Raw genomic sequence first — 20,875 nt, 5'->3', positions numbered from 1 at the left:
AGCCCGCTGACCCTGTCCCCAACCCGCCCGTCAGCGGGCGGGAACGGCGCGGAGGAAGGGGAAGCGACGGTGGCGGCGAGGGGGGATCGACGGACGACGCCGAGTGAGAAGGCCTGGCGGAAGCGGCTGACGGAACACGCCGAACACGCCGACCGAGGCGATCACTCGTGATCGAACTCCTCGATGACGGTCGCCCCCAGCTCCCGCATGATCAAGTCGTGGCCGGAGAGGGCCGATTCGTCGAGGTCGGGGTCGTCCTCCGCCGGCATGTCCTCCTCCAGCGCCCGGTTGTACGCGGCGGCCGCGGAGGCGTTGCCCGCCGGCGCGGACGCGGAGCCGTGCCGCCCCGCGGGGCCCGGCACTCTCGCCGGGGCTCCGGCCGATGCCGCGCCGGACGCGGCGTCGGCCCGCCCGGAACCTCCGGTGGCCTGCGCCGTGACGAGCGCCTGACGCGCACCCGCACCCGCGCCCGGGGAGCCCTGCCCTTGCGGCGGCGCCCCGCCACCACCCTGACCCGGCCCGGACTGCGCGGGCGGCGCGTACGAAGCGGAGGACATGGCAGAGCCCGCGGGGCCGGAGGGACCGCCGCCCGCTCCGCCGCCGAAGCCGCCTCCCGGGGCCGCGCCGCCGCCCGGCGGCCCGCCCGTGGCTCCCGTGCCCGCTCCCCCGCCCCCGGACGGATCGACGATGGCCTCGACCTTCCACTGCACGCCCAGCGCGTCGTTGAGCGCTTGCAGCAGTACGTCCTCGCTGCCGCCGCCGACGAAGCTGTCGCGCGCCCCCGAGTTGGAGAAGCCGAGCTGGAGCGTGGCGCCGTCGAACCCGACGATCTGCGCGTTCTGGCTCAGCAGGATCCAGGTGAAGCGGCGCCGGTTCTTCACGGCCTCCAGGATCTGCGGCCACATCTGCCGCACCTGGGCGGCACCCTGGGACGGGTCCTGCGCGGCCGGTGCCGGCGCGGACTCCGCGTCCACATGCTGCGGCGCTTGGCCGGCCGGGGCTCCGGCCGTCTCCGGGGGCTCCACGGGAGCGCCTCGGTCACCGCCGTCCGCGCCCTGTCCGTCCCGTCCAGCCTGCCCGCCTGCCCAGGCACCGGGAGTACGGGACGACTCCCCGCCGGACACCCCGCTTCGCGCATCCGCGGAGTCCACGGGAGCGCCACGATCGCCACCGCCCGCACCCTGTCCGTCCCGCCCGGCCTGCCCACCCGGCCAAGCACCGGGAGCACGGGACGACTCCCCGCCGGACACCCCGCTTCGCGCATCCCCCGCACCGGACGCGGCCGCGGAGTCCGCGGCTGCCGGCCCGGCCCCGGGGATCCCAGCGGCCCCTGCTCCGGTGCCCGCCGGCCACGCACCGGGCCGCCGTCCGCCGCCGCCCGACGGAGGCGCCGAGGCGGGAGCACCCGCGCCGCCGCTGGCCGACCCCGCGGAGGGCGCAGCCCCCTCGGCCGGCTGCTCGACGGGCCTTCCGGCCGGCTTCGCGGCCTCCCCCGCACCGGACGGGGCGCCGCCCGTACGAGGTGCCTCGGCCGCCTCCGCCGCCGAAGGCGGCCCGTCCGCCCGGGCACCCGGCACGGGCCCCGCCGGCCGCGCCGCCCCCGCGAAGGCCGCGCCACGCTCCAGCCGGTCCAGTCGGGCCTGAACCGAACGCTCGTCCCCGTACGCCGCGGGCAGCAGCACCCGCGCACAGATCAACTCCAGCTGCAACCGCGGCGAGGTCGCCCCGCGCATCTCCGTCAGCCCCGCGTTGACGACGTCCGCCGCGCGGCTCAGCTCCGCCGCCCCGAAGGCACCGGCCTGCGCCCGCATGCCCTCGACGACGTCGTCCGGGGCGTCGATCAGCCCCTTGTCCACCGCGTCCGGAACCGCGGCGATGATCACCAGGTCACGCAGCCGCTCCAGCAGATCCGTCACGAAGCGCCGCGGATCGTGGCCGCCCTCGATGACCCTGTCGACGATCTCGAACGCCCGCGCCCCGTCGCCCACGGAGAAGGCCTCCACGACGCCGTCCAGCAGCGCGCTGTCGGTGTAGCCGAGCAGGGCCGTCGCCATCGCGTACGTCACGCCGCCCTCGCCGGCGCCCGCCAGCAGCTGGTCCATGACCGACATCGCGTCCCGCACCGACCCGGCGCCCGCCCGTACGGCCAGCGGCAGCACCGCCTCCTCGACGGGGATCGACTCGCGCTCACACACCTCGGCCAGATGGTCACGGAGCGTCCCGGGCGGGACGAGCCGGAACGGATAGTGGTGCGTACGCGAACGGATCGTGCCGATGACCTTCTCCGGCTCGGTCGTCGCGAAGATGAACTTCAGGTGCTCGGGCGGCTCTTCGACCACCTTCAGCAGGGCGTTGAAGCCCGCCGAGGTGACCATGTGCGCCTCGTCGACGATGTAGATCTTGTAACGACTGGACGCGGGCCCGAAGAAGGCCTTCTCCCTCAGCTCCCGGGCGTCGTCCACACCGCCGTGCGACGCCGCGTCGATCTCGATCACGTCGATCGAACCCGGGCCGTTCCGCGCGAGATCACGGCACGAGCGGCACTCGCCGCAGGGCGAAGGCGTCGGCCCCTGCTCGCAGTTGAGGCAGCGGGCGAGGATGCGCGCACTGGTCGTCTTGCCGCAGCCGCGCGGGCCGCTGAAGAGATAGGCGTGATTGACGCGGTTGTTACGCAGAGCCTGCTGAAGCGGATCGGTCACGTGCTCTTGCCCGATGACCTCCGCGAAGGTCTCGGGGCGATACCGGCGGTACAGCGCGAGGGACGACACACCCCCGACGATATCGGTGCGGACCGACAAGTCACGCCGCCCTCGGCGCCCGCCGACGGACCCGAACCCCCGCACCCCGCAACGATCTTGACCCTGCGAACGCGGACGCCCCCCACGCACCCGCCAGAGCCCTCCTACCCTTGCTGCCTTCCGGCCCTGGGGGAGTTCAGAGAGATAGCGCCACGTGAGGGGCTGCGCCCACCGTACCCGATCCCGGCCCCGGCGATCGAGTTCGCAAGCACTCCCCGGCGTCTTGTAGTGTTTGCCGCGGAGGATTCGCCTAGTGGCCTAGGGCGCACGCTTGGAAAGCGTGTTGGGGGCAACCCCTCACGAGTTCGAATCTCGTATCCTCCGCCGTGCCTCACCGGGCACAACGAAAGGCCCCGACCGCTCGCCGGTCGGGGCCTTCGTCGTTCTCCGTCTCAGTTCCCGTCTCAGTCGGCCTTCGGCGGCTCCCAGAGCGCGTCGCCGACCTGCTGAGCCACCTTCCGCAGCATCGACCCGGTGACGTGCATGTAGCGGGTGCGCATCCGGACCCGCTCCCCCAGGCTCCCAACCCATGATCGAATCGACCACGACGTCCGGGACTCCGAGGAGGAGCAACACGGTGGGGCCGCCGCGGGGCGAGCATCGTGGAGCCGACCGTCCCGGACGCCGGCGTCCCTCAGCAGCCGCTTCCAGAAAGTCGCCTTCGACGACCCCCTCATCCGATGGGTCCGCGCTGGCCAACTCCTCCTGCGCCTCACCGACTTCCAGCCCATCGACCTCCAGACCGAAACCCGCGTGCGCCCAGTCGGTGAGTAACAACCTTCTCTACTACTTCAAGGGCTCGCTCCGCTCGCCGCGCGGCCCGGCTCGCCGCCGGGCCAGCGCTCATGTCCCCGTCCCGCTCCGGCCCGGTCGCCGGGCCGCGCACGGCAGCGAGCTTGGAGAAGAGGGCGCCGTCGTGGCTGGAACGGCCGGCTTCACGGCTTTGCGGAACCAGCTCGGGGCGAGGCTCGAAGATCATGGCCCACATCGGGCTATTGCGGGCAGGCGAGGAGCCAGCCGATTCGCGGAAGCGTCAGGGCCATGATCTCTCGCTCCAAGCCAGCTCCACCCCAAAGCGCTACACCGACCTCACACTTGCGGTGCACCGAACCTGGCTCGCTCCATGAGATCGATCACGTAGTGCACGACTTCCACCGGCTTGTTGGTTGCGGCGAAAATGCGGCGGTCGACGCCGAGTTCAGGATTGAAGTTCACTGAGTGGACGAGAACCGGAAGCCCGATGACCATGCGCTCCAACTCACGCAGCATGCTGATGCCCGCCTGAGGGTCTCCGTGCCGTTCTATGTCGCTGAGGATGATGTCGTACGAGCCGTGGCCCAGTGCGAGCCTTGCCTCACTGGTCGAATGCACTGTGTCCACGTGCATATCCACAGACCGGAAGAGCCGAATCAGGGCGCCGTTATTCTCCGGATGATCATCGACCCATAGGATCTTCCCGCCGCGCAGTATGTCCGCCGCATGCTCCAGCCTGCCTAGGACTCCACGCCTATCAGCTGGCGTCACTGCGGTATCGCTCTCCTCCGCAGCTTGGTCGATCAGTTGACCTGCCATCTCAACCTCGACTCCGAGGGCCCGGAGTGCGCTAATGCGAGGAACCAGGCTCCGCACAATCGTCCCCCGCAACGACAGGTAGACGACCGTGGCGAACACCACCCAGAGAAGGCTGGGCAACGTGCTAACCAACTTGACCCATATCGCTTCCGGCATCGGACCATGATCAGGCCTGCCTGGTGTAGCTGTACAGCAGTCGCGTGCAACAGCCGGTGCGAGAAAAGCCAGCGACGACCGTACCGGTGGCGCGTTCCGGCTGAGGTACAGCAGCAAAGTACAGCAACCCCGCTGACCGCCAGCAGCCACCAGAATCTGCCATCGTCCCCGCATCTGCCGCCCTGACCGTCTTCAACCGAGCTGTTTGGAGCTACGGATCAGAAGGTTGCAGGTTCGAATCCTGCCGAGCGCGCAGCAGGTCAGGGCCCGTTCCCCAACGCCGTCGCTGACAGGTGCCGTGGTCGCCGTCGTTCAGTCGCTGCTCGAAAGGCGCTGCGCCGGCCACGGTCGTAAGCGCGCATATGGAACGCGATGGCCAGGCATGACCGGCGCTGCACTCGGCGGTCGGCCCAGCCCGCGCCCACAGAGTTGGCGCGTAATGAAGCTCCCTGGCCTTGCTGGGTGGCGTTCGACGAGCACTTCGCGGGGGCTGGGAATGCTGAGGGGAGTCCGCTGCAACTGCACTGAGGAGGACACAGTGAGCACGGTTCCAGAGCCTCGCACGGATCATGGGCACGAAACGGGGGCTGACGAGACGGGAGGTGCGGCACGTCTTCGCCGCCGGTGGTTCGGCCACGTGAACTTAGCCGCGACCACGGTCGCCACAGTCCTGACGGCCTTAGCCACGGCCGCCACTGTCGCCGTCTCCTACTGGGTGGGGAAGGTGACCTATGCCGTCCAGGAGCGCTCCAACGCCATCCAGGACGAGGCCGTCGATCGCCAGGCGATGCGCGACTACTTCGACATGCGCGACCAGGCCGCCAGTGTGAGCTTCGTACGGTTCGGGCCGTCCGGTCCCGACGCCGGAGCGGCGGTCATCACCAACCGCTCCGCCGATCCGCTGCCCCACTGGGGACTCGTCTACAAGGCCGGCGGCGGCGACCGTCTTCTCTTGCAGAGCCACACAGCCATCCGCCCCTGCAACGCCCTCAAGCTGAACAACACTTCGGCATCCGAGGACGCGGCTCGTGCCGCCGGCGCGGGCAGCACGGGCGGTTCCGTCAAGCTCCGGGGCTTCTACTTCCAGGACCGCTACGGGCGCATCTGGGAGCGCAATACCAACGGGCGGATCGTCAGCCGCGACAAGAGGCTTCCCGAAGGGCGTGTGACCGACGTCGACCCGAATAGGTCGGTGACGCCGAAACCTGATGTGGCGAACTGCGGGAACGAGGAGTAGCCGCCGTCGCACCGGTCCTGCCGCCCAGATGCGGCACTGTGACCATCGACAAGTCAGTCGCACAATAAGGGGCCCCGCTCGCTCGCATCAGCGGGTCGAGTTCCTCGGCCGACTCCGGCGACGGCTACCAGATCAGCGCCCCGGGCCACTCAACAGCGCGCTACAGGCGGAGCGTTGCAGGTTCGAACCCTGCCGAGCGCGCAGCAGCTCAAAGCCCCCTCGGAGATCTCCAGAGGGGGCGGCGTCCGTGCCGGGGTGAGCGAGAGGTGAGTCATCCGTCACCGCTCCGCCCGAGTCTGTTCGGCATGTCTACAGACGAGTTGGAACTGATCCCGCTGCGGACGCAGTCGGCCCCGGCCTCACCCGGGGGGCACGGGGAGCGCGAGGACCCACTGATGTACCAGAGCCACCGGGAGCTGTTCGGGAGCATCCTTCGTCTGACACTCGTCGAGGGCCGTGCGCACGTTCGCTCTGCGGACCGAGGATGCGACCCGTGCTGGTGATTCTCTCCGTGGCGACCTTCGTCGTCACCCGCTGGCTGCGGCGCCGGAAGAACGCGGCGGTCGAGCCGGCCGGGACCGCCGAGACCGCGCAGGCGCCCGTCAGTCCGCCGGATCCTGACTCCGGCGGACTGCACGGATACGCGCCATCTCATCGACGTACCGAGTGAACAGCCGGGCGAACTCGTCCCGTTGGCCGGGGGGCCAGTCCTTGGTGACGGTGTCGAAGACAACGCGGGGCTGCCGCCGGAAGCGGTGCAGCAGCACATGACCGGCACGCGTGATGTGCAGCACGCTGCGCCGCCCGTCGATCTTGGAGATACGGCGCACGAGGAGGCCGTCACGGATGGCGCTGGATACCATGCGGCTCGCCGTGGACGGGTCGATGTCGAGTCCTTCGGCCAACGTCCCGACCGTCACTTCACCCTCCGAGGTGCAGATTCCCTCGTCGACGATCTGGAGCACCCAGCCCCGGCTGACCTCGTTCTGCGTCATCAGCGTGCCCAGCGAACTGACCTCTCGTGCCTGTAACTTCCCCCACATTCGGTGCAGACGGAGGAAAGCCAGGGCCGCAGCATTGTGCAACTCATCTGCTTCGTTCAACACTTGACGGTCCATGACGGTAACTTACCCCGCGCATCCGTACTCATGAAACCCGCTGGAGCTCCTCCGAGGGCGCCGGAACTGCCCTATTGGACTTGACCCAATCATGGTCCACCCATGGGTTCCCAATTACGTGGACATGGTCGAGGTTCATCTTTTCAGGCTTGCTCCTCATGTTCGCCACGTCATAGACTGCGGCGAAAGATGCATGCGGTCATACAGATGATCAATTCCATTCGCGATGAAGTGGAATCGTCACTCGCACTTCTCCACGTCAAGAATACGGGGGCCCTGCGTGAAGTACGGAGTGCTAGGTTCGTTCGACGTCACCTTGGGAACGTGCAACATCACGCCAACTGCTCCCAGGCTGCGTCAAATACTTGCGTTGCTGGTGGTCCAAAGCGGCCGGACTGTGACACTCGCCGAGCTCGTTGACGAGATGTGGGGTGACGCTCCGCCCATCAGTGCGCAGTCCACGCTGCAGACGTATATCTACAAGCTCCGGAAATCCCTTGAGGCCAGCGGTCTCGAGTCTGCCGAGGTGCTGCGGACCCGCCCCAACGGATACGCCTTACAGGTGCCGGACGACTGTATCGACCTGCGCCTGTTCGACCGAGCCGTCGCGGAGGGACGCAGGGTCCTGCCCGAGGCGCCGGACAAGGCACTCGAGCACCTCAAGGAGGGGCTCGATCTCTGGCGCGGTCCCGCCCTCACGGACGTGTCCACGGGGGAGGTGCTGGCCGCACACACCGCCCGCCTGCACGCGGACCATCTCAGCGCCCTGGAGCTGAAGATCGAAGCGGATCTGAAGCTCGGCAACCACCGCACCGTCATCCCCGAACTCACCAGCCTGTCCACGGCCCACCCGCTCCACGAGGGCTTCCACTCCCTGCTCATGCACGCCTTGCACTGTTCTGGACGCAGGTCCGAGGCGTTGCAGGTGTACAACCGGCTGCGCCGTGACCTCGTGGAGGAACTCGGGCTCGAACCTTCCCCCTTGCTCCAGCGCGCTCAGCAGGCGATTCTCTCCGGCGAGCCACAACTGGATGCCGGATCCTCGCTCGAGGCTCCGGTGCAGCAGCCGCGCGCTGCGATCGCCCTCAGGCGCGGGCCCACGGTCGTGCGTCCCGCCCAGCTTCCGCCGGATCCCGGGCCGCTGGTCGGCCGCGGCTCACTGATGGAGTCCGCGGTCCGAGTGGCAGAACGTGTGGAAACAGCGGAGGAGAACGTCGCAGTGCTCTTGCTGAACGGAATGCCCGGCGTCGGAAAGAGCGCGTTGGCAGCCCGGATCGCGCACGCCGTGCGGGACCGCTTCAGCGGCGGCCAACTCTATGCCGACCTGCGAGGCTCACGCTCCCGGCCGACCAGCCCTGATGACGCGCTGACCGGGTTTCTGCACGCTGCGGGAATTCCCGAACCCTATCCGCAGAGCCTCGACGAGAAGAGTAGTCTCTTCCGCTCCTGGGCTGTAGAGCGCGACATACTGCTGCTACTCGACGACGCACTGACGCATTCTCAGGTGGACCCGCTGCTGCTGGGCGGAATGCATTCCTTCACGATCATCACGAGCCGGGTGAATCTCTACAACCTCCCGAACGCAGTCACGTTTGAGATAAACTCACTCAGCCCCGCGGAGAGCTTCCAGCTGCTGGCCAAAACGGTGGGCAGGAAAAGAGCCGAAAGAGAACGCGAGTCGCTGGAACTCATCGCCGAAATGTGCGGCCACCTACCGCTCGCCCTCCGGTGCGCAGGAGCGCGGCTCGCGGCTCTGCACGACGTGCCGATAGGACGGTTCGCCGAGCAGATGTACCGCGACAACCGCCGACTCGATCAACTCCAGGGCGCCGACGTCAGTATTCGGGACCGGTATCTCTCCACGTACGACCGGCTTGGCAGCCGGGAGCGCGCCGTGCTCCGGCTGCTGACCCTGCTGCGCCAGCGGGAGTTCACGACTGCCACGCTTATCGGGCTGCTCGGCTGCACCGAGGCGGTCGCGGAATCTGCGCTGTCGAACCTGGTGGAACACCACTTCCTGCGCACCGTCCCGTCCTCCAGTGGAGAGACGGTCTACTCCTTCCATGAGCTGAGCCGGGCCTTCTGCCGCGAGCGGATGGAGTCGGAACTGTCCGCCCCGCCAGCCCGAGAGTCCCTCGCGGACGCGTCATAGCCAACGGAACACCGCGGACGGTCGCCGGCCCCAGGACTGAGGGAATCCCCCCGGTCCGGGGCCGAGTCCGCAGATGATGGAACGGCATCGGACGCGGACGGTTCGTGGTGCTGAGGTCCTCCATCTCGGCCCCCGTCCGACCGGTTCAGCAGCGGGGCCGTGATCAGCGTGGTCGCCAGCGTCATCAGCACCAGCATGGCGAACAACCGCGGCGGGATGAGCCCGAGTTGAAGGCCGGTGGCGAGGACCACCAGTTCGGTCAGTCCGCGGCAACTCATCATCACGCCCAGCCGCGCCGCCGGACGCCGCCGGACCCCCAGAAGCAGCGCAGGCGGTGCCGTGCCGGCCAGTTTGGCCGCGACTGCCAGGACGACGAAGAGCCCGCACAACAGCCAGTCCTTCGTGCCCCCGATCATCCCGAATCCGGTACGCAGCCCCACCGACGCGAAGAACATGGGCAGCAGCAGCCACGACGCCACGGCGTCGGTACGGTCGACGATCTTCTCGATCTGCGGGAGCCGCGGCATGGCCAGGCCAGCCAGGAACCCTCCCAAGACGGGGTGCACACCGATCGCATCGGTGAGGGCCGCCGAGCACAGCAGGGGCGCCTGTACGAACAGCACGGCTGCGTTCTGCGCCCGGCCGGCGCCCCCGCCCTCCCAGATCCGTCGCAGTCCCGCCCGCCCCACGGTGAGCATCAGCACCGCGAACAGGGCGGTCAGCCCCACCGTGCGCAGCGCTCCCAGCGGGGTGCCTCCGTGTGCTACCGCCAAGGCGCACGCGAGCAGCGACCACGCGAGGACGTCCGCCACGCCCGCGGTGGCCATCGCCAGCGACCCCAGAGCGGACTTCAGCATGCCGTTCTCGAGGAGGATCCCGGCGAGCACGGGGAACGCCGTCACGCAGAACGAGACGCCGAGGAAGAGCGCAAACGGCCCGTTCCCGGCCCCCTGCGGCCGGTATTCCGCGGGCAGCAGCAGCGCTGTGCCCACCCCGACCAGCAACGGGGTGCACACCCCCGCTCCCCCCAGCACCAGCGGGGTCGTGCCGTGCCCGGTCAGCTGCGTCGGCGACAGCTCGTACCCGATCTTGAACGAAAAGAACACGATGCCCAGTTGGGCCATCGACTCGACAGGTGCGGTCGTCGTGGGCGGCAGCAACCACTCCTGGGCCGCCGGGGCCAGGGCCCCGAGGAGCGAGGGCCCCAGCAGGATTCCCGCGGTCATCTGCCCGACGACCGTCGGCTGGCCCACGCGCCGGGCGAGCGCACCCAGCACGTGGGCGACCAACACGATCGTGACGATCGCGACCAGCAGCCGATAAGCCTCCGGCGGCGCTCCCGGCAGGGACGCGCCCGCGCCGTCCCGGCGCTCGGCCGACGCCCCGGAGGACGTCCAGCCGTGCCCCCACGCTGCCAGGACGGTTACGGTACCGGCCGCGGGCACGGCTACGAACAGGACCAGTGCGGCAACGAGACGCCTGTTCACAGTCCCGTGGCTACTTCTGGTCCAGGGCGGCGTCCGCGGTGCGCCGCAGACCCAGCGTCGGCCCGAACGACAGGTACACCCCGTCGATGGCGTCGTCCGCGGACAGCGGCTCCTGACGGAGCTTGCCGAGGTTCTCGAAGGGGTTCTTCCCCACTTCCCCCTCGCCCCCGCTGAGATCCTGCAGAACCTTTTCGTAGGCGGCTCCCTTCGCGTCCTCCATGTCCTCGATGCCGGAGATGATGCGCAGGAACGCGAGGTGCAGGTTGAGCTTGTCGACCTCCTGAGAGGAGAGCTGCTGTGCGTGGTAGAAGTGATAATCCCGGCCGCGGTAGCTCTGGTAGAAGACGGATACCAGCAGCAGCATGCGCTCGTACGCCCGGCGGTAGACCTGCTGGTAGAAGCCGAACGCCTCGTCCTCAGTGACCTCTTCGCGCAGCACACTGCCGATCGAGGCGGCCGCCACCATCCCGCTGTAGGTGGCCAGATGGACGCCCGTGGACAGCAGCGGGTCGAGGAAGCAGGCGGCGTCCCCGCTGAGCAGATACCCGGGTCCGGTGAACGTGTCGCTCGTATAGGAGTAGTCCTGCTCGACGCGTACCTCCCCCACCTGCTCGGCGTCGGCCAGCAGTTCGGTCAGCGACGGGCAGGCCGCCACGGCCTCCTCGTACGCCCCCGCCGGTCCGCCCAACTCCTCCCGGCGGGCGTCGAACGCGGTCTTCGTGCACACGAAGCCGACGCTGGTCGTGCCGTCGTGCAGCGGGATGACCCAGAACCAGCCGTTGGGCACCGAGATCACGGCTGTCGATCCCTCCGGGCTCTTCTCCACCGTGCCCACGTTGCGCCAGTACGTCCAGGCGGCGACGTTCTTGAACGCGTCGTGGTGACGGCGGTTCTTCAGATAGCGGTTCGCCATGACGCCGCGGCGGCCGGAGGCGTCGACGAGGTAGTCGAAGGTGATCCGGCCGCTCTCACCGCCGTTCTCACCGGCCGCCCAGCGGGCCGCCACCGGCCGGTCGCCGGCGAACTCGATCTCCCGCACAGTCACGCCCTGGTGCACAGTGGCACCCAGCTCCGCGGCGTGGTCCAGCAGCAGCTTGTCGAAGTCGGCGCGGACCACCTGCCAGGCGTACGGGGTGGTGTCCCCCAGGTCGTTGAAGTTCATCTGCCACTCGTCGGGGCCCCACTCGAAGTACGTGCCCCGCTTCACCTGGAAGCCGTGGGCCTCGATCTTCTGCCGTGCTCCGAGGAGTTCGAGGATGGGCAGGCATGAAGGCAGGATTGACTCGCCGATGTGGTAGCGGGGGAAGGTGTCCCGCTCGATCACGGTGACGTCGAATCCCTGCCGGGCCAGCAGACCTGCCGCGGTCGACCCGGCCGGGCCGCCTCCGATGACCAGGACATGCGTTGCTGTTGCGATCACTGCTGTTCTCCACTTCTTGTGGCGGAGCGGGACATCGGCCGGAGCTTCGCAGCGTGCGATGACCTCTCGGTCCAGATCCGCTGGTAAGCCACCCGGTGGCCAAGTGCGCCCCGGCTTCGGGGTCCGGAACTCGACGAGCGCGCTGCCATCGGATCGCGACTGGGGGCCTGAAGGCTCGGACCGTTCTCGTCCCTACCGAGAGGTGAGTGGTGTCCGTGAAGGCGCAGGACGATCAGGCCGCGGCGATGGAACTCGTGGGCAAGCTGGAGCACTTGGCCGTGGGCGCGGGGGTCGCTGCCGCGTTGCAGGCGGCCGTGAAGCTGGGAGTGCCCGAGGCCGTCGGTGAAGACCCGGTGGGGGTCTCCGAGATCGCGGCCAGGACCGATGCTGTGCCCGGCACCCTCGGTCGCCTCCTCCGCGCCCTGGAGCGGCAAGGCGTGTTCGAGGAGACGTCCGACGGGCTCTACCGGCACAACGCGCTGTCCCGGCTGCTGCGGGACGACTCGCCGTACGGCCTCAAGCACCTGGTGCTGTGGCTGGGTGCGCCTTGGACGTGGCAGGCGTGGCCGCGTCTCGACGAGGCGGTCCGGGACGGCAAGGCCATGGTGCCGAAGATCTTCGGCAAGGACTTCTACAGCTATCTCACCCAGGACGCACCGGAGTCGGCGCGGGTCTTCGACAAGGCGATGACCGCGGTGAGCAGCCTGTCGTCCCGGCAGGTGGCGATGGCCATCGATCTGGAGGGGGTGGGCTCGGTCGCTGACGTCGCCGGCGGGCAGGGGCACCTGCTGCGCACCCTGCTGGCCCGTCACCCCGGGGTGCACGGGACGCTGTTCGACCTGGAGGCGACCGTCGCCGACGCCGTGCCGGAGCTGTGCGCGGGCGGCGAGTTCGGCGAGCGGTGCAGCCTGGTGCCCGGTGACTGCCTCAACGAGGTCCCTGTCAAGGCCGACCTTTACATCCTCAAGAACATCCTTGACTGGCCGGACGAGAACTCCCTGCGGGTGCTCAAGAACATCAGCACCACTGCCGGCCCCGGGGCACGGATCCTGGTGATCGACAGCGTGATGGATGCCGCTCCCGAGGAGATGCGGGTCACCAGCGTGATCGATCTGTTCATGCTGCTCAACGTCGGCGGACAGCGTCACACCCGCAGCGAGTTCGAGGAACTCTTCAGCAAGGCGGGCCTGGATCTCACAGGCACAGAAGCCGTCTCAGGGACGTTCCCGACGCTGCATCTGGTTGAGGCGACCGTCCCCCGCTGAGCGCGGGTACGGCAAACCGAAGGTGTCCCGCGGACGAACCTGTCCGCGGGACACCTTCACTTCCGCCCTCGCCACGGCCGGTCCGCGAACGGCCGGCCGCCGGGTTCGACTAAATGCCTCCGTCGACGCGGAGGGTGAGCCCGTTGACGAAGCTGGCGGAGTCGCTCGCGAGGAAGGCGACGGCGCGGGCCACCTCCGGTGCGGTGCCGAAGCGCCGCAGCGGAATGGCGGACAGCAACCCCTCACGCGCGTGGGGCGGCAGATCGATGCCACGCTCCGTCTCCACCACGCCGGGGGCCACCGTGTTGACCCGGATTGCGCGGCCCCCCAGCTCCTTGCTCAGCGACCGTACGAAACCGGCGAGACCTGCCTTGGCCGCGGTGAAGTGCACATGACCCGGCCTGCCGCGCTCCGCCATACCCGCACCCACATTGACGACCGAGGCGCCGTCGGCGAGCAGCGGCAGGACGGTCCTGGTGAGCTGGACATGGGCCGTCAGGTTCTCGTCCAGGCACTGCGCCACGTCCTCGTCCGACAGTTCCGAGAACGGCTGCGGGGCGTAGGTGCCCATGTTGTTGACCAGTACGTCGATGCCCCCGTACAGCTCACGGCAGGTTTCGGCGGCCGCCGCCCGGCCAACCGGGGTGAACAGGTCGGCACGCAGCGTGCGGTGGCTCGCCGCGTCCCAACCGGGCTCGTTCTCCAGGCGTTTGGCAGAGTCCTCGTCGCCGCGGTAGCAGGCCACCACTCGCGCCCCGCTCCGGGCGAACGCGAGCGACGTCGCGCGGCCGACGCCGCGGGTGCCGCCAGTGACCAGGGCGCGTTTCCCGGCCAGGCCGAGGCTGTCGGGGGCGCTCACCGGCACTCCCCCGCTCCGTATGCGGCCTCGACCTCGTAGACGCCGAACACCCGGCGCTGCTCGTGGTCCTGGAAGGGGCGCAGCGGAGCGGTGGTGTCCCGGTGCTCGGCGCCCTCCTCCCACCTTCGGAAGGCGGCGAGATCCTGCCACTCGCTCATCACCACGAACCGTTCCGGCTCGTGGGCCGAGCGCAGCAGTTCGTTGCCGAGCAGGCCCGGCACCCCGGCCAGGTCCTGGCTGGTGCGGTGGTACGCCTGCCGGACGCCCTCCTCGCCCGACGCGCCGTCGGCGGACGCCGCGTAGACGAGGACGCGTACCCGGCCGCTCACCGCACCGCCCCCTCTCCGGCGCCGACCATCCGCAGGACGGTGTGCATCGTGACCATCGTTCCACCGTCGCGGAACGGGTGCAGCTTGGTGCGGTGCTCCACGTGTTCCGAGCTGCGCTCGAACTCCCGGAACGACGGCTCGTCCACCCAGTCGCTGACGATGTAGTAGACGCCGGGCTCCTCGGCGCTCCTCGACAGCCACTGGCCGAGGTTGGCGGGCTGCCGGGTGATCACCTCGCCGACCTTCGTCCATGTCTCCTCGAACTCGCGCTCCACGCCCTGCTTGATGTTCATGCGCAGCAGGACCCGGAACGTGCCCTGAGCGTCCGCCATGTCAGATACCTCCGTCGACGTCGAGGGTCTGGCCGTTCACGAAGGACGACTGGTCGCTGGCGAGGAAGAGGACGGCACGCGCCACCTCGTCGGCGCGCCCGAGGCGGCCGAGCGGAATCATCCGGCTGTAGCGGGCGACGACCTCCTCGGGGACCTCCGTCTCAGTCGCGGTCGGGCCGGGGGCGACGATGTTGAACCGGATGCCGTCGGGCCCGAACTCCTTGACCAGCGTGCGGGTCAGGCCGATCAGCCCGGCCTTGGAAGCGGTGTAGTGGGCACGCTTGGGGACTCCGACCGTGGCCACCTTCGAGCCGACGAAGATCACGGAGGAGCCCTCGGACAGCAGCGGAAGCACCTTCTGCGTGAGCAGGAACGGCGCGGTGAGGTTGGTGTCCAGGATGCGCCGCCACTCCTCCAACGGGAGTTCGGCGAAGGGCACATGGCTGATGGCGCCCGCGTTGTGCACCACGGCGTCCAGGCTGCCGAAGCGCTCCTTGCACTCCTGTGCCAGGCGTGAGACCTCCTCGGCCTCGCTGAGGTCGGCCTGTACCACGTGGTGGGTGCCATCCGTCGACTTCAGGTCCCGGCTCAGCCGTTCCACGTACTCGCCTGCCTGTCGGTGACAGACGATCAGGTCCGCGCCGCAGGCGGCGAGTGCGAGGCTGATCTCCCGGCCGATGCCCCGCGTGCCGCCGGTGACCAGGACCTTCTTGCCCTGCAGACCCAGGCCGAGCCCGGCGTGTGCCCGCTCCTCGATCTGCCGCTTGATGCGCTTCATCTGCACGGGGGTGTTCGTGTTCAGACGCCGCTCCATGGCCTCGTCGTCGACCGGGGCGGCCGGCTTCATATGGAAGTCCTGCGTCCAGCGCATGCGTACGCCGTCGGGTGTCTGCTCGTACTGCCAGAAGATGTCCATGAACTCGAACGGCCCGGTCTCCACCCGCTTCGCGCGGACGGTGCGGGTCTCGGGGTCCGGTGTGCGCTCCGAGACCCAGCTCCACACGTCGCCGTTCTCGTCGGGGTGCATGGTCAGCCGGAAGACGATGGTCTCGCCCCGCTGTTCCAGGACCTCCGCCGCCGCATACTCGCTGAACAACTGCGGCCAGGACGGCACGTCGTTGGTCATCGCCCAGACCAGGTCCATGGGCGCGTCGATGGTGATCTCGTTGTCAGTGTGACCGGTCATGGTGCTGAGCCTCTCGATCGGTGGTCGGTCAGGCGGCGCGTACGAGGGCATTGACGTGGTCGATGGCCTCGCGAGGCGTACGGACGGAGGTGGCGACGTCCTCCGGCATGGAGATGCCGTACTCGTTCTCGATGCGCGTGGTGATCTCCAGCAGGGCGAGGGAGTCGTAACCGAGCTCGCCGAACGGCATGTCGAGGATGTCGCCGTCCAGCGCCTCACGGTCTTCGCCGCCGCCCGCGCGCATGATCACGACGAGGTCGTCCAGGGTGAAGGTGTTCATGTGCTTCTCCCGTCTTGCGTATCCGGTCTTCCATCGGGTCCTTCAGTGCGCCCGGGAGATCACCAGAGCGGCGTTGAAACCGCCGTGGCCCCGGGCGAGGATCAGTGCGTTACGGAGGGAGGCGGGGCGCGGCTCGTCGCGCACCAGGTCCAGATCGCAGCCGGGCGCGAGCGCCGGAACGTTGATCGTGGGCGGTATGACGCCGTCCCGTATCGCCAGCAGCGCGGTGGCCACATCGAGCGCGGCGCCACCGCCGTAGAGCCGGCCCGTCATGGTCTTGGGGGCGGTAACCGGCACTCCGCGCGGGCCGAACAGCCGGTTCAGCGCCATGGATTCGAGCCGGTCCCGCTCGGGGTCCCCGCTGGCGTCGGCGAAGACGACGTCGATCTCCGCGGGCTCCGACCCGGCGTCGGCGAGTGCCTGTTCGGCGGCTTGCCTCAGCCGTGACCCGCCGTCCGGGTCCTGACCGCCGGGCCGGGGGTCGAAGGTGGCCGCGTAGCCGGTGATCCGGCCGTAGATCCGCTCGGTTCCCCTTGCCTCGGCCATGTCGGCGGATTCGGCCACAAGGATCGCGCCGCCCTCGCCGGGTATGTAGCCGCCGGCGGTCGCGGCGAACGGCTGGAAGGCCCGATCGGGATCGTCGCTGTCGCTCAGCAGCCCGTTCGCGGCCTGAGCGGTGACCCCGTACGGGCACAGGGAGGCGTCCGTACCACCGGTCAGGACGAAGCGCGCACCGCCGTCCGCGAGGAGCCGCCGAGTGCGTCCGGTCGCATCCAGCCCGCCCGCCTGTTCGGTGCACACCACACCGCAGGGGCCGCGCATTCCGTGCCGGATGGAGAGCTGTCCCGTGGTGGCCGCGTAGAACCAGGCGATCGACTGGTACGCGGTCACATAGCGCGAGCCCCGCGACCACAGCCGTTCGATCTCGTGCTGCCCGAACTCCGTGCCGCCCGACGAGCTGGAGGTCAGCACCGCCATGTCGTACTCGGGCAGCCCGGACGGGTCGGCGCCGGCATCCGTCAGCGCCATGTCGGCCGCGTGGAAGGCGAGTTGGGTCCAACGGTCGGTCTGCACCCGCAGCCGCGACGGCACGTGCTCCGCGGCGTCGAACTCGGTGACCTCGCCCGCGACCCGGACCGGGTATCCGGCGGCGTCGAACCGGGTCAGGGGTGCCACACCGCTGCGTCCGGCCAGCACCGACTGCCAGTAGTTCTCCGTCCCGACGCCGTTGGGCGCCACGACTCCGATACCGGTCACCACCGCCGCGGTCACAGTGCCTCCGCCCGTCGCAGGAACATCGCCGACTGGAAGCCGCCGAACCCGCTGCCGACGCTGAGCACCGCGTTCATCGGATGCTCCCGCGCCGTGACCGGCACGTAGTCCAGATCGCATTCGGGGTCGGGGGTGCTGAGGTTGGCCGTGGGCGGCACCACCTGGTGGTGCAGGGCCAGCGCGCTGGCCGCCACCTCGATGGAGCCGATGGCGCCCAGCGAGTGCCCGATCATCGACTTGATCGAGCTGACCGGGACCTCCCGGACCCGCTTCCCCAGGCTGCGCTTGAACGCGGCGGTTTCGTGCCGGTCGTTCTGCCGGGTGCCGGAGCCGTGGGCGTTGATGTAGTCGACCTCCTGGACGGGGGCTTCGGCCTCGTCGAGCGCGGAGGTGATCGCCTCGGCCATCTCCCGGCCGTCCGGCTTGAGTCCGGTCATGTGGAAGGCGTTGCTGCGCCGGGCAAATCCGGAGATCCGCGCGTAGCTCCGAGCACCGCGCCGCCGCGCTGCCGCCTTGTCCTCCAGCACCATCACCGCGGCGCCCTCGCCCAGGACGAAGCCGTCACGGTGCAGGTCAAAGGGGCGGGAGGCGGCCTCTGGCGCCGTGTTGTTGGGAGAGGTGGCACGTATCGCGTCGAAGCACGCCACGGTGATCGGGGACAGCGGCGCGTCCGTGGCGCCGGCCAGCACGATGTCGGCCGAGCCCTCACGGATCAGCTGGGCGCCGTGCCCCATCGAGTCGATTCCGGCGGTGCAGCCGGTGGAGGTGAGCGAGACGGGCCCCTCTGCACCGCATTCCCAGGCGACCTCGACGGCCATGGTGCTGGGCACCATGTAGTCGTAGAGCTGCGGCACCGCGTAGTCGGGGTCGAGCAGCCACCGCCGTCCGCCGTCGCTCAGGACGACGTACTCCTCCTCCAGGCCCGTGGTGCAGCCGACGGCGCTGCCGATGCTCACTCCGATCCGGCCGGGATCCACCCCGCCGAGCCCGGGTCCGAGCCCGCTGTCGGCCATCGCCTCGCGTGCAGCGACCACCGCGAACTGAGCGGCCCGGTCCATACGCCGGACCTCTTGCGGGGAGAGCCCCTCCGCGGCGGGGTCGAAGTCGCACTCCGCCGCGATCCGGGAGCGGAAGTCCGTGGCGTCGAACAACGAGATGGTGCGCGTCGCCGTACGCCCGTCGGTCAGCAGCTCCCAGAACTGCTTGGTGCCGACGCCGCCCGGCGCCACGACGCCGATCCCTGTGATCACCGGCTCCCGCTCGTGGCCCGCGGTGCTCACTGGGCCTCCCCGACTTCCACCACGGGTTCGGCGGCGTGCGGGGTGGCCTCCGTGTCCACATGCCCGAGGTCCGGGCGCGGGGCGAGCGGGGCGAGCTGGAAGACGGCACGCGCCGGGCCGGTCCCGGAATGGGTGACCCGGTGCCGGACCCCGATCGGCACGACCAGGCCCTCTCCGTCAGCCAGTTCGATCTCCTGGTCGCCGTCGAGCAGCACGGTCAGCGCGCCCTCGATGACGAAGAGGTACTCCTCGGAGTACGGGTGGTAGTGCTCGGAGACGAACTCCCCCGCGGCCAGCGTCAGTTCGCCGAAGAAGCCGGTGCCGCAGCCCACGGTCTTGGGGCTCAGCAGCACACGCATCTCACCGCCGCGCCGCCGGTTCACGGCCACCTCGTCGAGGGCCACCTTCTGGATCGGTGCGTCAGCCACGGGTCACTCCCTCCTGCGGAGTCCAGATGTAGAACGGCGACGCCATGGCGTCCTTGGGCTCCTGCCAGTTCGGGTCGTAGGGCCTGATGTGCTCGGCGAGTTCGGCGCTCATGTCCTGGTAGAGGTCGGTCTCGCGGGCCTTGTAGAGCCGCTCGGTGATGCCGTCCTCCGCCTCGACCAGGTGGAAGTACAGGTCGTGGAAGCGGAAGAGGGTACGCCGCGTGACTCCCACCATGCGGGGCAGTTCGGTGGCGTCCGACTTACTGAAGATGTCGGCTACCGCGTCCTTCTCGCTCGGGGCCATCCGCGCCACGATCAGCGTCCGGTGCATCGTGATCTCCCATCGGTTCGTGGGACACCCGTGGTGTCACTGCGGTGACACCGTGCCGGGAGCGGTTCGTAATCGGCTCACCAACCACTGACGCCGCAGACGCCGCCGTCCGTCCGCGCGCCGCGGACGGTTGCGTGCCGCAAGTCGATTCCCACTCGACGGCCACCGGCGCACCGCAGGCTGAGGCCCCGTCCGCCGGGCCGTCGACGTGCCCTGCCGTAGGCCTGGGGGACGGCACTCACCGCGTACTGACGCGCCATCACGAGGAGCTTCCATGGCAGCACCCGCTCGAAAGACCGCCGCGGCTCCCGCCGAGGTGCCGGCCCCCGCGGCCCTCGCCGAGGTCCCGAGCCCGGCGCCGCTGATCGGGCTGAACCTGGCGTTCGCCGCATCCCGGATGCTGATGACCGCGGTCGAACTCGACCTCTTCGGCACCCTCGACGGCGCTCCGGCCACGGAGGCGGAGCTGCGGCGTCGGCTCAACCTGCACCCGCGCTACGCCAGGACCTTCCTGGATGCCCTCCTGGCTCACGGGCTGCTGCGCAGGGAGGACGACCGCTACCACAACACCGAACTCGCCGCGATGTTTCTGGTTCCGGGGAAGCCCCGGTACATCGGCGGGTTCATCGAAGTCGCGACCCGGGTGCAGTGGCAGGCGTGGAGCCGCTTCACCAGGGCGCTGCGCACCGGCGAGCACCAGGACGACTCACCCGTCGACGACGGCAACGAACTCTTCCGCACCCGCCCCGACGAAGACCCCGACCGCATCCGGCGGTTCATGGCCGCGATGGACACGCACACCGGCCGGGCCGGAACCGAGATCGCCGAACGGATCGACTGGAGCGGCTACGAGTCCGTGGCGGACCTGGGCGGCGCGCGCGGCAATCTGCTCGCGCACCTCGTGCGACGGCTGCCCGGGGTGCGTGGCGTCAACGTCGACCGGGCGCCCGCCCGGCCGTTCTTCGACGAGCACGTCGCCGCCCTCGGCGTCGCCGATCGCGTCTCCTTCCTGGAGGCCGACTTCTTCCACGACCCGCTCCCCGCCACGGACGTCCTGGTGTACGGCCACGTCCTGCACGAGTGGAGCCAGGACACTCGCGCGATGCTCGTGCGCCGGGCCTACGAGGCGCTGCCCCCCGCGGGCTCCCTGGTGATCTACGACCGGATGCTGGACGACGAAGCCCCGGACCGGGACGCCCTGTTGCTGAGCCTCACGTTCATGCTCACGTCCCCCGGCGGCGGTGAGTACCGCATCAGCGAATGCGACGAGTGGCTGCGCGAGGCCGGCTTTCAGGACATCTCCTTCACCCCCGTTCTCGACAACCACACGCTGGCGATCGCCCGTAAGTGACCGCCTTCAGGAAAGGAGAGCG

At 69.5% G+C, this 20,875-nt stretch carries 17 protein-coding genes, 1 tRNA gene, 1 other RNA gene and 3 pseudogenes; 5 read left to right on the top strand and 17 right to left on the bottom strand.

Annotated features, from left to right (window positions below):
* Window positions 1-161: 161 nt before the first annotated feature.
* Both QQM67_RS28795 and ffs read right to left on the bottom strand, forming a co-directional pair.
* On the bottom strand, window positions 162-2,768 hold the full coding sequence (locus tag QQM67_RS28795) for a DNA polymerase III subunit gamma and tau (RefSeq protein ID WP_314178019.1): 2,607 nt from the start codon (window positions 2,766-2,768) through the stop codon (window positions 162-164).
* Between the two features lie 101 nt (window positions 2,769-2,869).
* An RNA gene (gene ffs, locus QQM67_RS28790) (signal recognition particle sRNA small type) lies at window positions 2,870-2,964 on the bottom strand.
* 73 nt (window positions 2,965-3,037) lie between these two features.
* On the opposite strand from ffs, the gene QQM67_RS28785 reads away from it, so the two are divergent.
* Window positions 3,038-3,122 (top strand) — tRNA-Ser (locus tag QQM67_RS28785).
* An 80-nt stretch (window positions 3,123-3,202) separates the two neighbouring features.
* On the opposite strand, the pseudogene QQM67_RS28780 reads toward QQM67_RS28785, so the two are convergent.
* Both QQM67_RS28780 and QQM67_RS28775 read right to left on the bottom strand, forming a co-directional pair.
* Window positions 3,203-3,448: pseudogene (locus tag QQM67_RS28780) on the bottom strand (site-specific integrase); the annotation flags it as partial.
* A 439-nt stretch (window positions 3,449-3,887) separates the two neighbouring features.
* Window positions 3,888-4,526, bottom strand: coding sequence for a response regulator (locus tag QQM67_RS28775; protein WP_314178017.1), 639 nt, complete (start codon window positions 4,524-4,526; stop codon window positions 3,888-3,890).
* Window positions 4,527-5,163: 637 nt separating this feature from the next.
* Between QQM67_RS28775 and QQM67_RS28770 the strand changes: the two genes are divergently transcribed.
* A complete protein-coding gene (locus QQM67_RS28770) occupies window positions 5,164-5,763 on the top strand; it encodes a hypothetical protein (RefSeq protein WP_314178015.1) in 600 nt (199 codons plus the stop codon).
* 602 nt (window positions 5,764-6,365) lie between these two features.
* On the opposite strand, the gene QQM67_RS28765 is transcribed toward QQM67_RS28770, so the two are convergent.
* On the bottom strand, window positions 6,366-6,881 hold the full coding sequence (locus tag QQM67_RS28765; RefSeq protein ID WP_314178013.1) for a MarR family winged helix-turn-helix transcriptional regulator: 516 nt from the start codon (window positions 6,879-6,881) through the stop codon (window positions 6,366-6,368).
* Between the two features lie 226 nt (window positions 6,882-7,107).
* Here QQM67_RS28765 and QQM67_RS28760 point away from each other — a divergent pair, with 226 nt between their 5' ends.
* Window positions 7,108-9,033, top strand: coding sequence for an AfsR/SARP family transcriptional regulator (locus QQM67_RS28760; protein WP_314178012.1), 1,926 nt, complete (start codon window positions 7,108-7,110; stop codon window positions 9,031-9,033).
* On the opposite strand, the gene QQM67_RS28755 is transcribed toward QQM67_RS28760, so the two are convergent.
* On the bottom strand, window positions 8,934-10,520 hold the full coding sequence (locus tag QQM67_RS28755) for a cation:proton antiporter (protein WP_314178010.1): 1,587 nt from the start codon (window positions 10,518-10,520) through the stop codon (window positions 8,934-8,936). The genes QQM67_RS28760 and QQM67_RS28755 overlap by 100 nt on opposite strands.
* A 10-nt stretch (window positions 10,521-10,530) precedes the next feature.
* Window positions 10,531-11,940, bottom strand: coding sequence for an NAD(P)/FAD-dependent oxidoreductase (locus tag QQM67_RS28750; RefSeq protein WP_314178008.1), 1,410 nt, complete (start codon window positions 11,938-11,940; stop codon window positions 10,531-10,533).
* A 215-nt stretch (window positions 11,941-12,155) separates the two neighbouring features.
* Between QQM67_RS28750 and QQM67_RS28745 the strand changes: the two genes are divergently transcribed.
* Window positions 12,156-13,205 (top strand): methyltransferase, encoded by a 1,050-nt coding sequence (locus tag QQM67_RS28745; protein WP_314178007.1) that lies wholly within the window; start codon window positions 12,156-12,158, stop codon window positions 13,203-13,205.
* A 109-nt stretch (window positions 13,206-13,314) separates the two neighbouring features.
* Here QQM67_RS28745 and QQM67_RS28740 read toward each other — a convergent pair whose 3' ends face one another.
* The 10 genes and pseudogenes from QQM67_RS28740 to QQM67_RS28695 all read right to left on the bottom strand — a co-directional run bounded on the left by QQM67_RS28740 (window position 13,315) and on the right by QQM67_RS28695 (window position 19,502).
* Window positions 13,315-14,064 (bottom strand): SDR family NAD(P)-dependent oxidoreductase, encoded by a 750-nt coding sequence (locus QQM67_RS28740; protein ID WP_314178005.1) that lies wholly within the window; start codon window positions 14,062-14,064, stop codon window positions 13,315-13,317.
* Window positions 14,061-14,393, bottom strand: a complete 333-nt coding sequence (locus QQM67_RS28735; protein ID WP_314178004.1) for an antibiotic biosynthesis monooxygenase family protein — start codon at window positions 14,391-14,393, stop codon at window positions 14,061-14,063. The genes QQM67_RS28740 and QQM67_RS28735 overlap by 4 nt, the downstream gene beginning before the upstream one ends.
* A complete protein-coding gene (locus QQM67_RS28730; protein WP_314178002.1) occupies window positions 14,390-14,725 on the bottom strand; it encodes an antibiotic biosynthesis monooxygenase family protein in 336 nt (111 codons plus the stop codon). Before QQM67_RS28730 ends, QQM67_RS28735 begins: the two co-directional genes overlap by 4 nt.
* Before the next feature lies 1 nt (window position 14,726).
* Window positions 14,727-15,425: pseudogene (locus QQM67_RS28725) on the bottom strand (SDR family NAD(P)-dependent oxidoreductase); the annotation flags it as partial.
* Window positions 15,426-15,458: 33 nt separating this feature from the next.
* Window positions 15,459-15,911: pseudogene (locus tag QQM67_RS28720) on the bottom strand (SRPBCC family protein); the annotation flags it as partial.
* A gap of 28 nt (window positions 15,912-15,939) precedes the next feature.
* Window positions 15,940-16,191 carry an acyl carrier protein gene (locus tag QQM67_RS28715; protein ID WP_314178000.1) on the bottom strand — a complete coding sequence of 84 codons (252 nt, stop codon included), beginning with the start codon at window positions 16,189-16,191 and terminating at the stop codon, window positions 15,940-15,942.
* A 42-nt stretch (window positions 16,192-16,233) separates the two neighbouring features.
* Window positions 16,234-17,463, bottom strand: a complete 1,230-nt coding sequence (locus QQM67_RS28710) for a ketosynthase chain-length factor (protein WP_314177998.1) — start codon at window positions 17,461-17,463, stop codon at window positions 16,234-16,236.
* Window positions 17,460-18,743 (bottom strand): beta-ketoacyl-[acyl-carrier-protein] synthase family protein, encoded by a 1,284-nt coding sequence (locus tag QQM67_RS28705; protein WP_314177997.1) that lies wholly within the window; start codon window positions 18,741-18,743, stop codon window positions 17,460-17,462. The genes QQM67_RS28710 and QQM67_RS28705 overlap by 4 nt, the downstream gene beginning before the upstream one ends.
* Entirely contained in the window at window positions 18,740-19,171 is a 432-nt protein-coding gene (locus QQM67_RS28700; RefSeq protein ID WP_314177994.1) for a cupin domain-containing protein, read from the bottom strand. The genes QQM67_RS28705 and QQM67_RS28700 overlap by 4 nt, the downstream gene beginning before the upstream one ends.
* Complete coding sequence (locus QQM67_RS28695; protein ID WP_314177992.1) at window positions 19,164-19,502, bottom strand: TcmI family type II polyketide cyclase; 339 nt, start codon at window positions 19,500-19,502, stop codon at window positions 19,164-19,166. The genes QQM67_RS28700 and QQM67_RS28695 overlap by 8 nt, the downstream gene beginning before the upstream one ends.
* 274 nt (window positions 19,503-19,776) lie before the next feature.
* Between QQM67_RS28695 and QQM67_RS28690 the strand changes: the two genes are divergently transcribed.
* The gene (locus QQM67_RS28690) at window positions 19,777-20,853 is read left to right on the top strand and encodes a methyltransferase (protein WP_314177991.1); all 1,077 of its coding nucleotides are present in this window, start codon (window positions 19,777-19,779) and stop codon (window positions 20,851-20,853) included.
* Window positions 20,854-20,875: the final 22 nt, after the last annotated feature.

The sequence above is a fragment of the Streptomyces winkii genome, from assembly GCF_032248595.1.
In the GTDB taxonomy this organism is placed as follows: Bacteria; Actinomycetota; Actinomycetes; order Streptomycetales; family Streptomycetaceae; genus Streptomyces; species Streptomyces winkii.
Note: the sequence above shows the minus strand (reverse complement) of the source record. Positions and strands in the feature narration are given on the sequence as shown.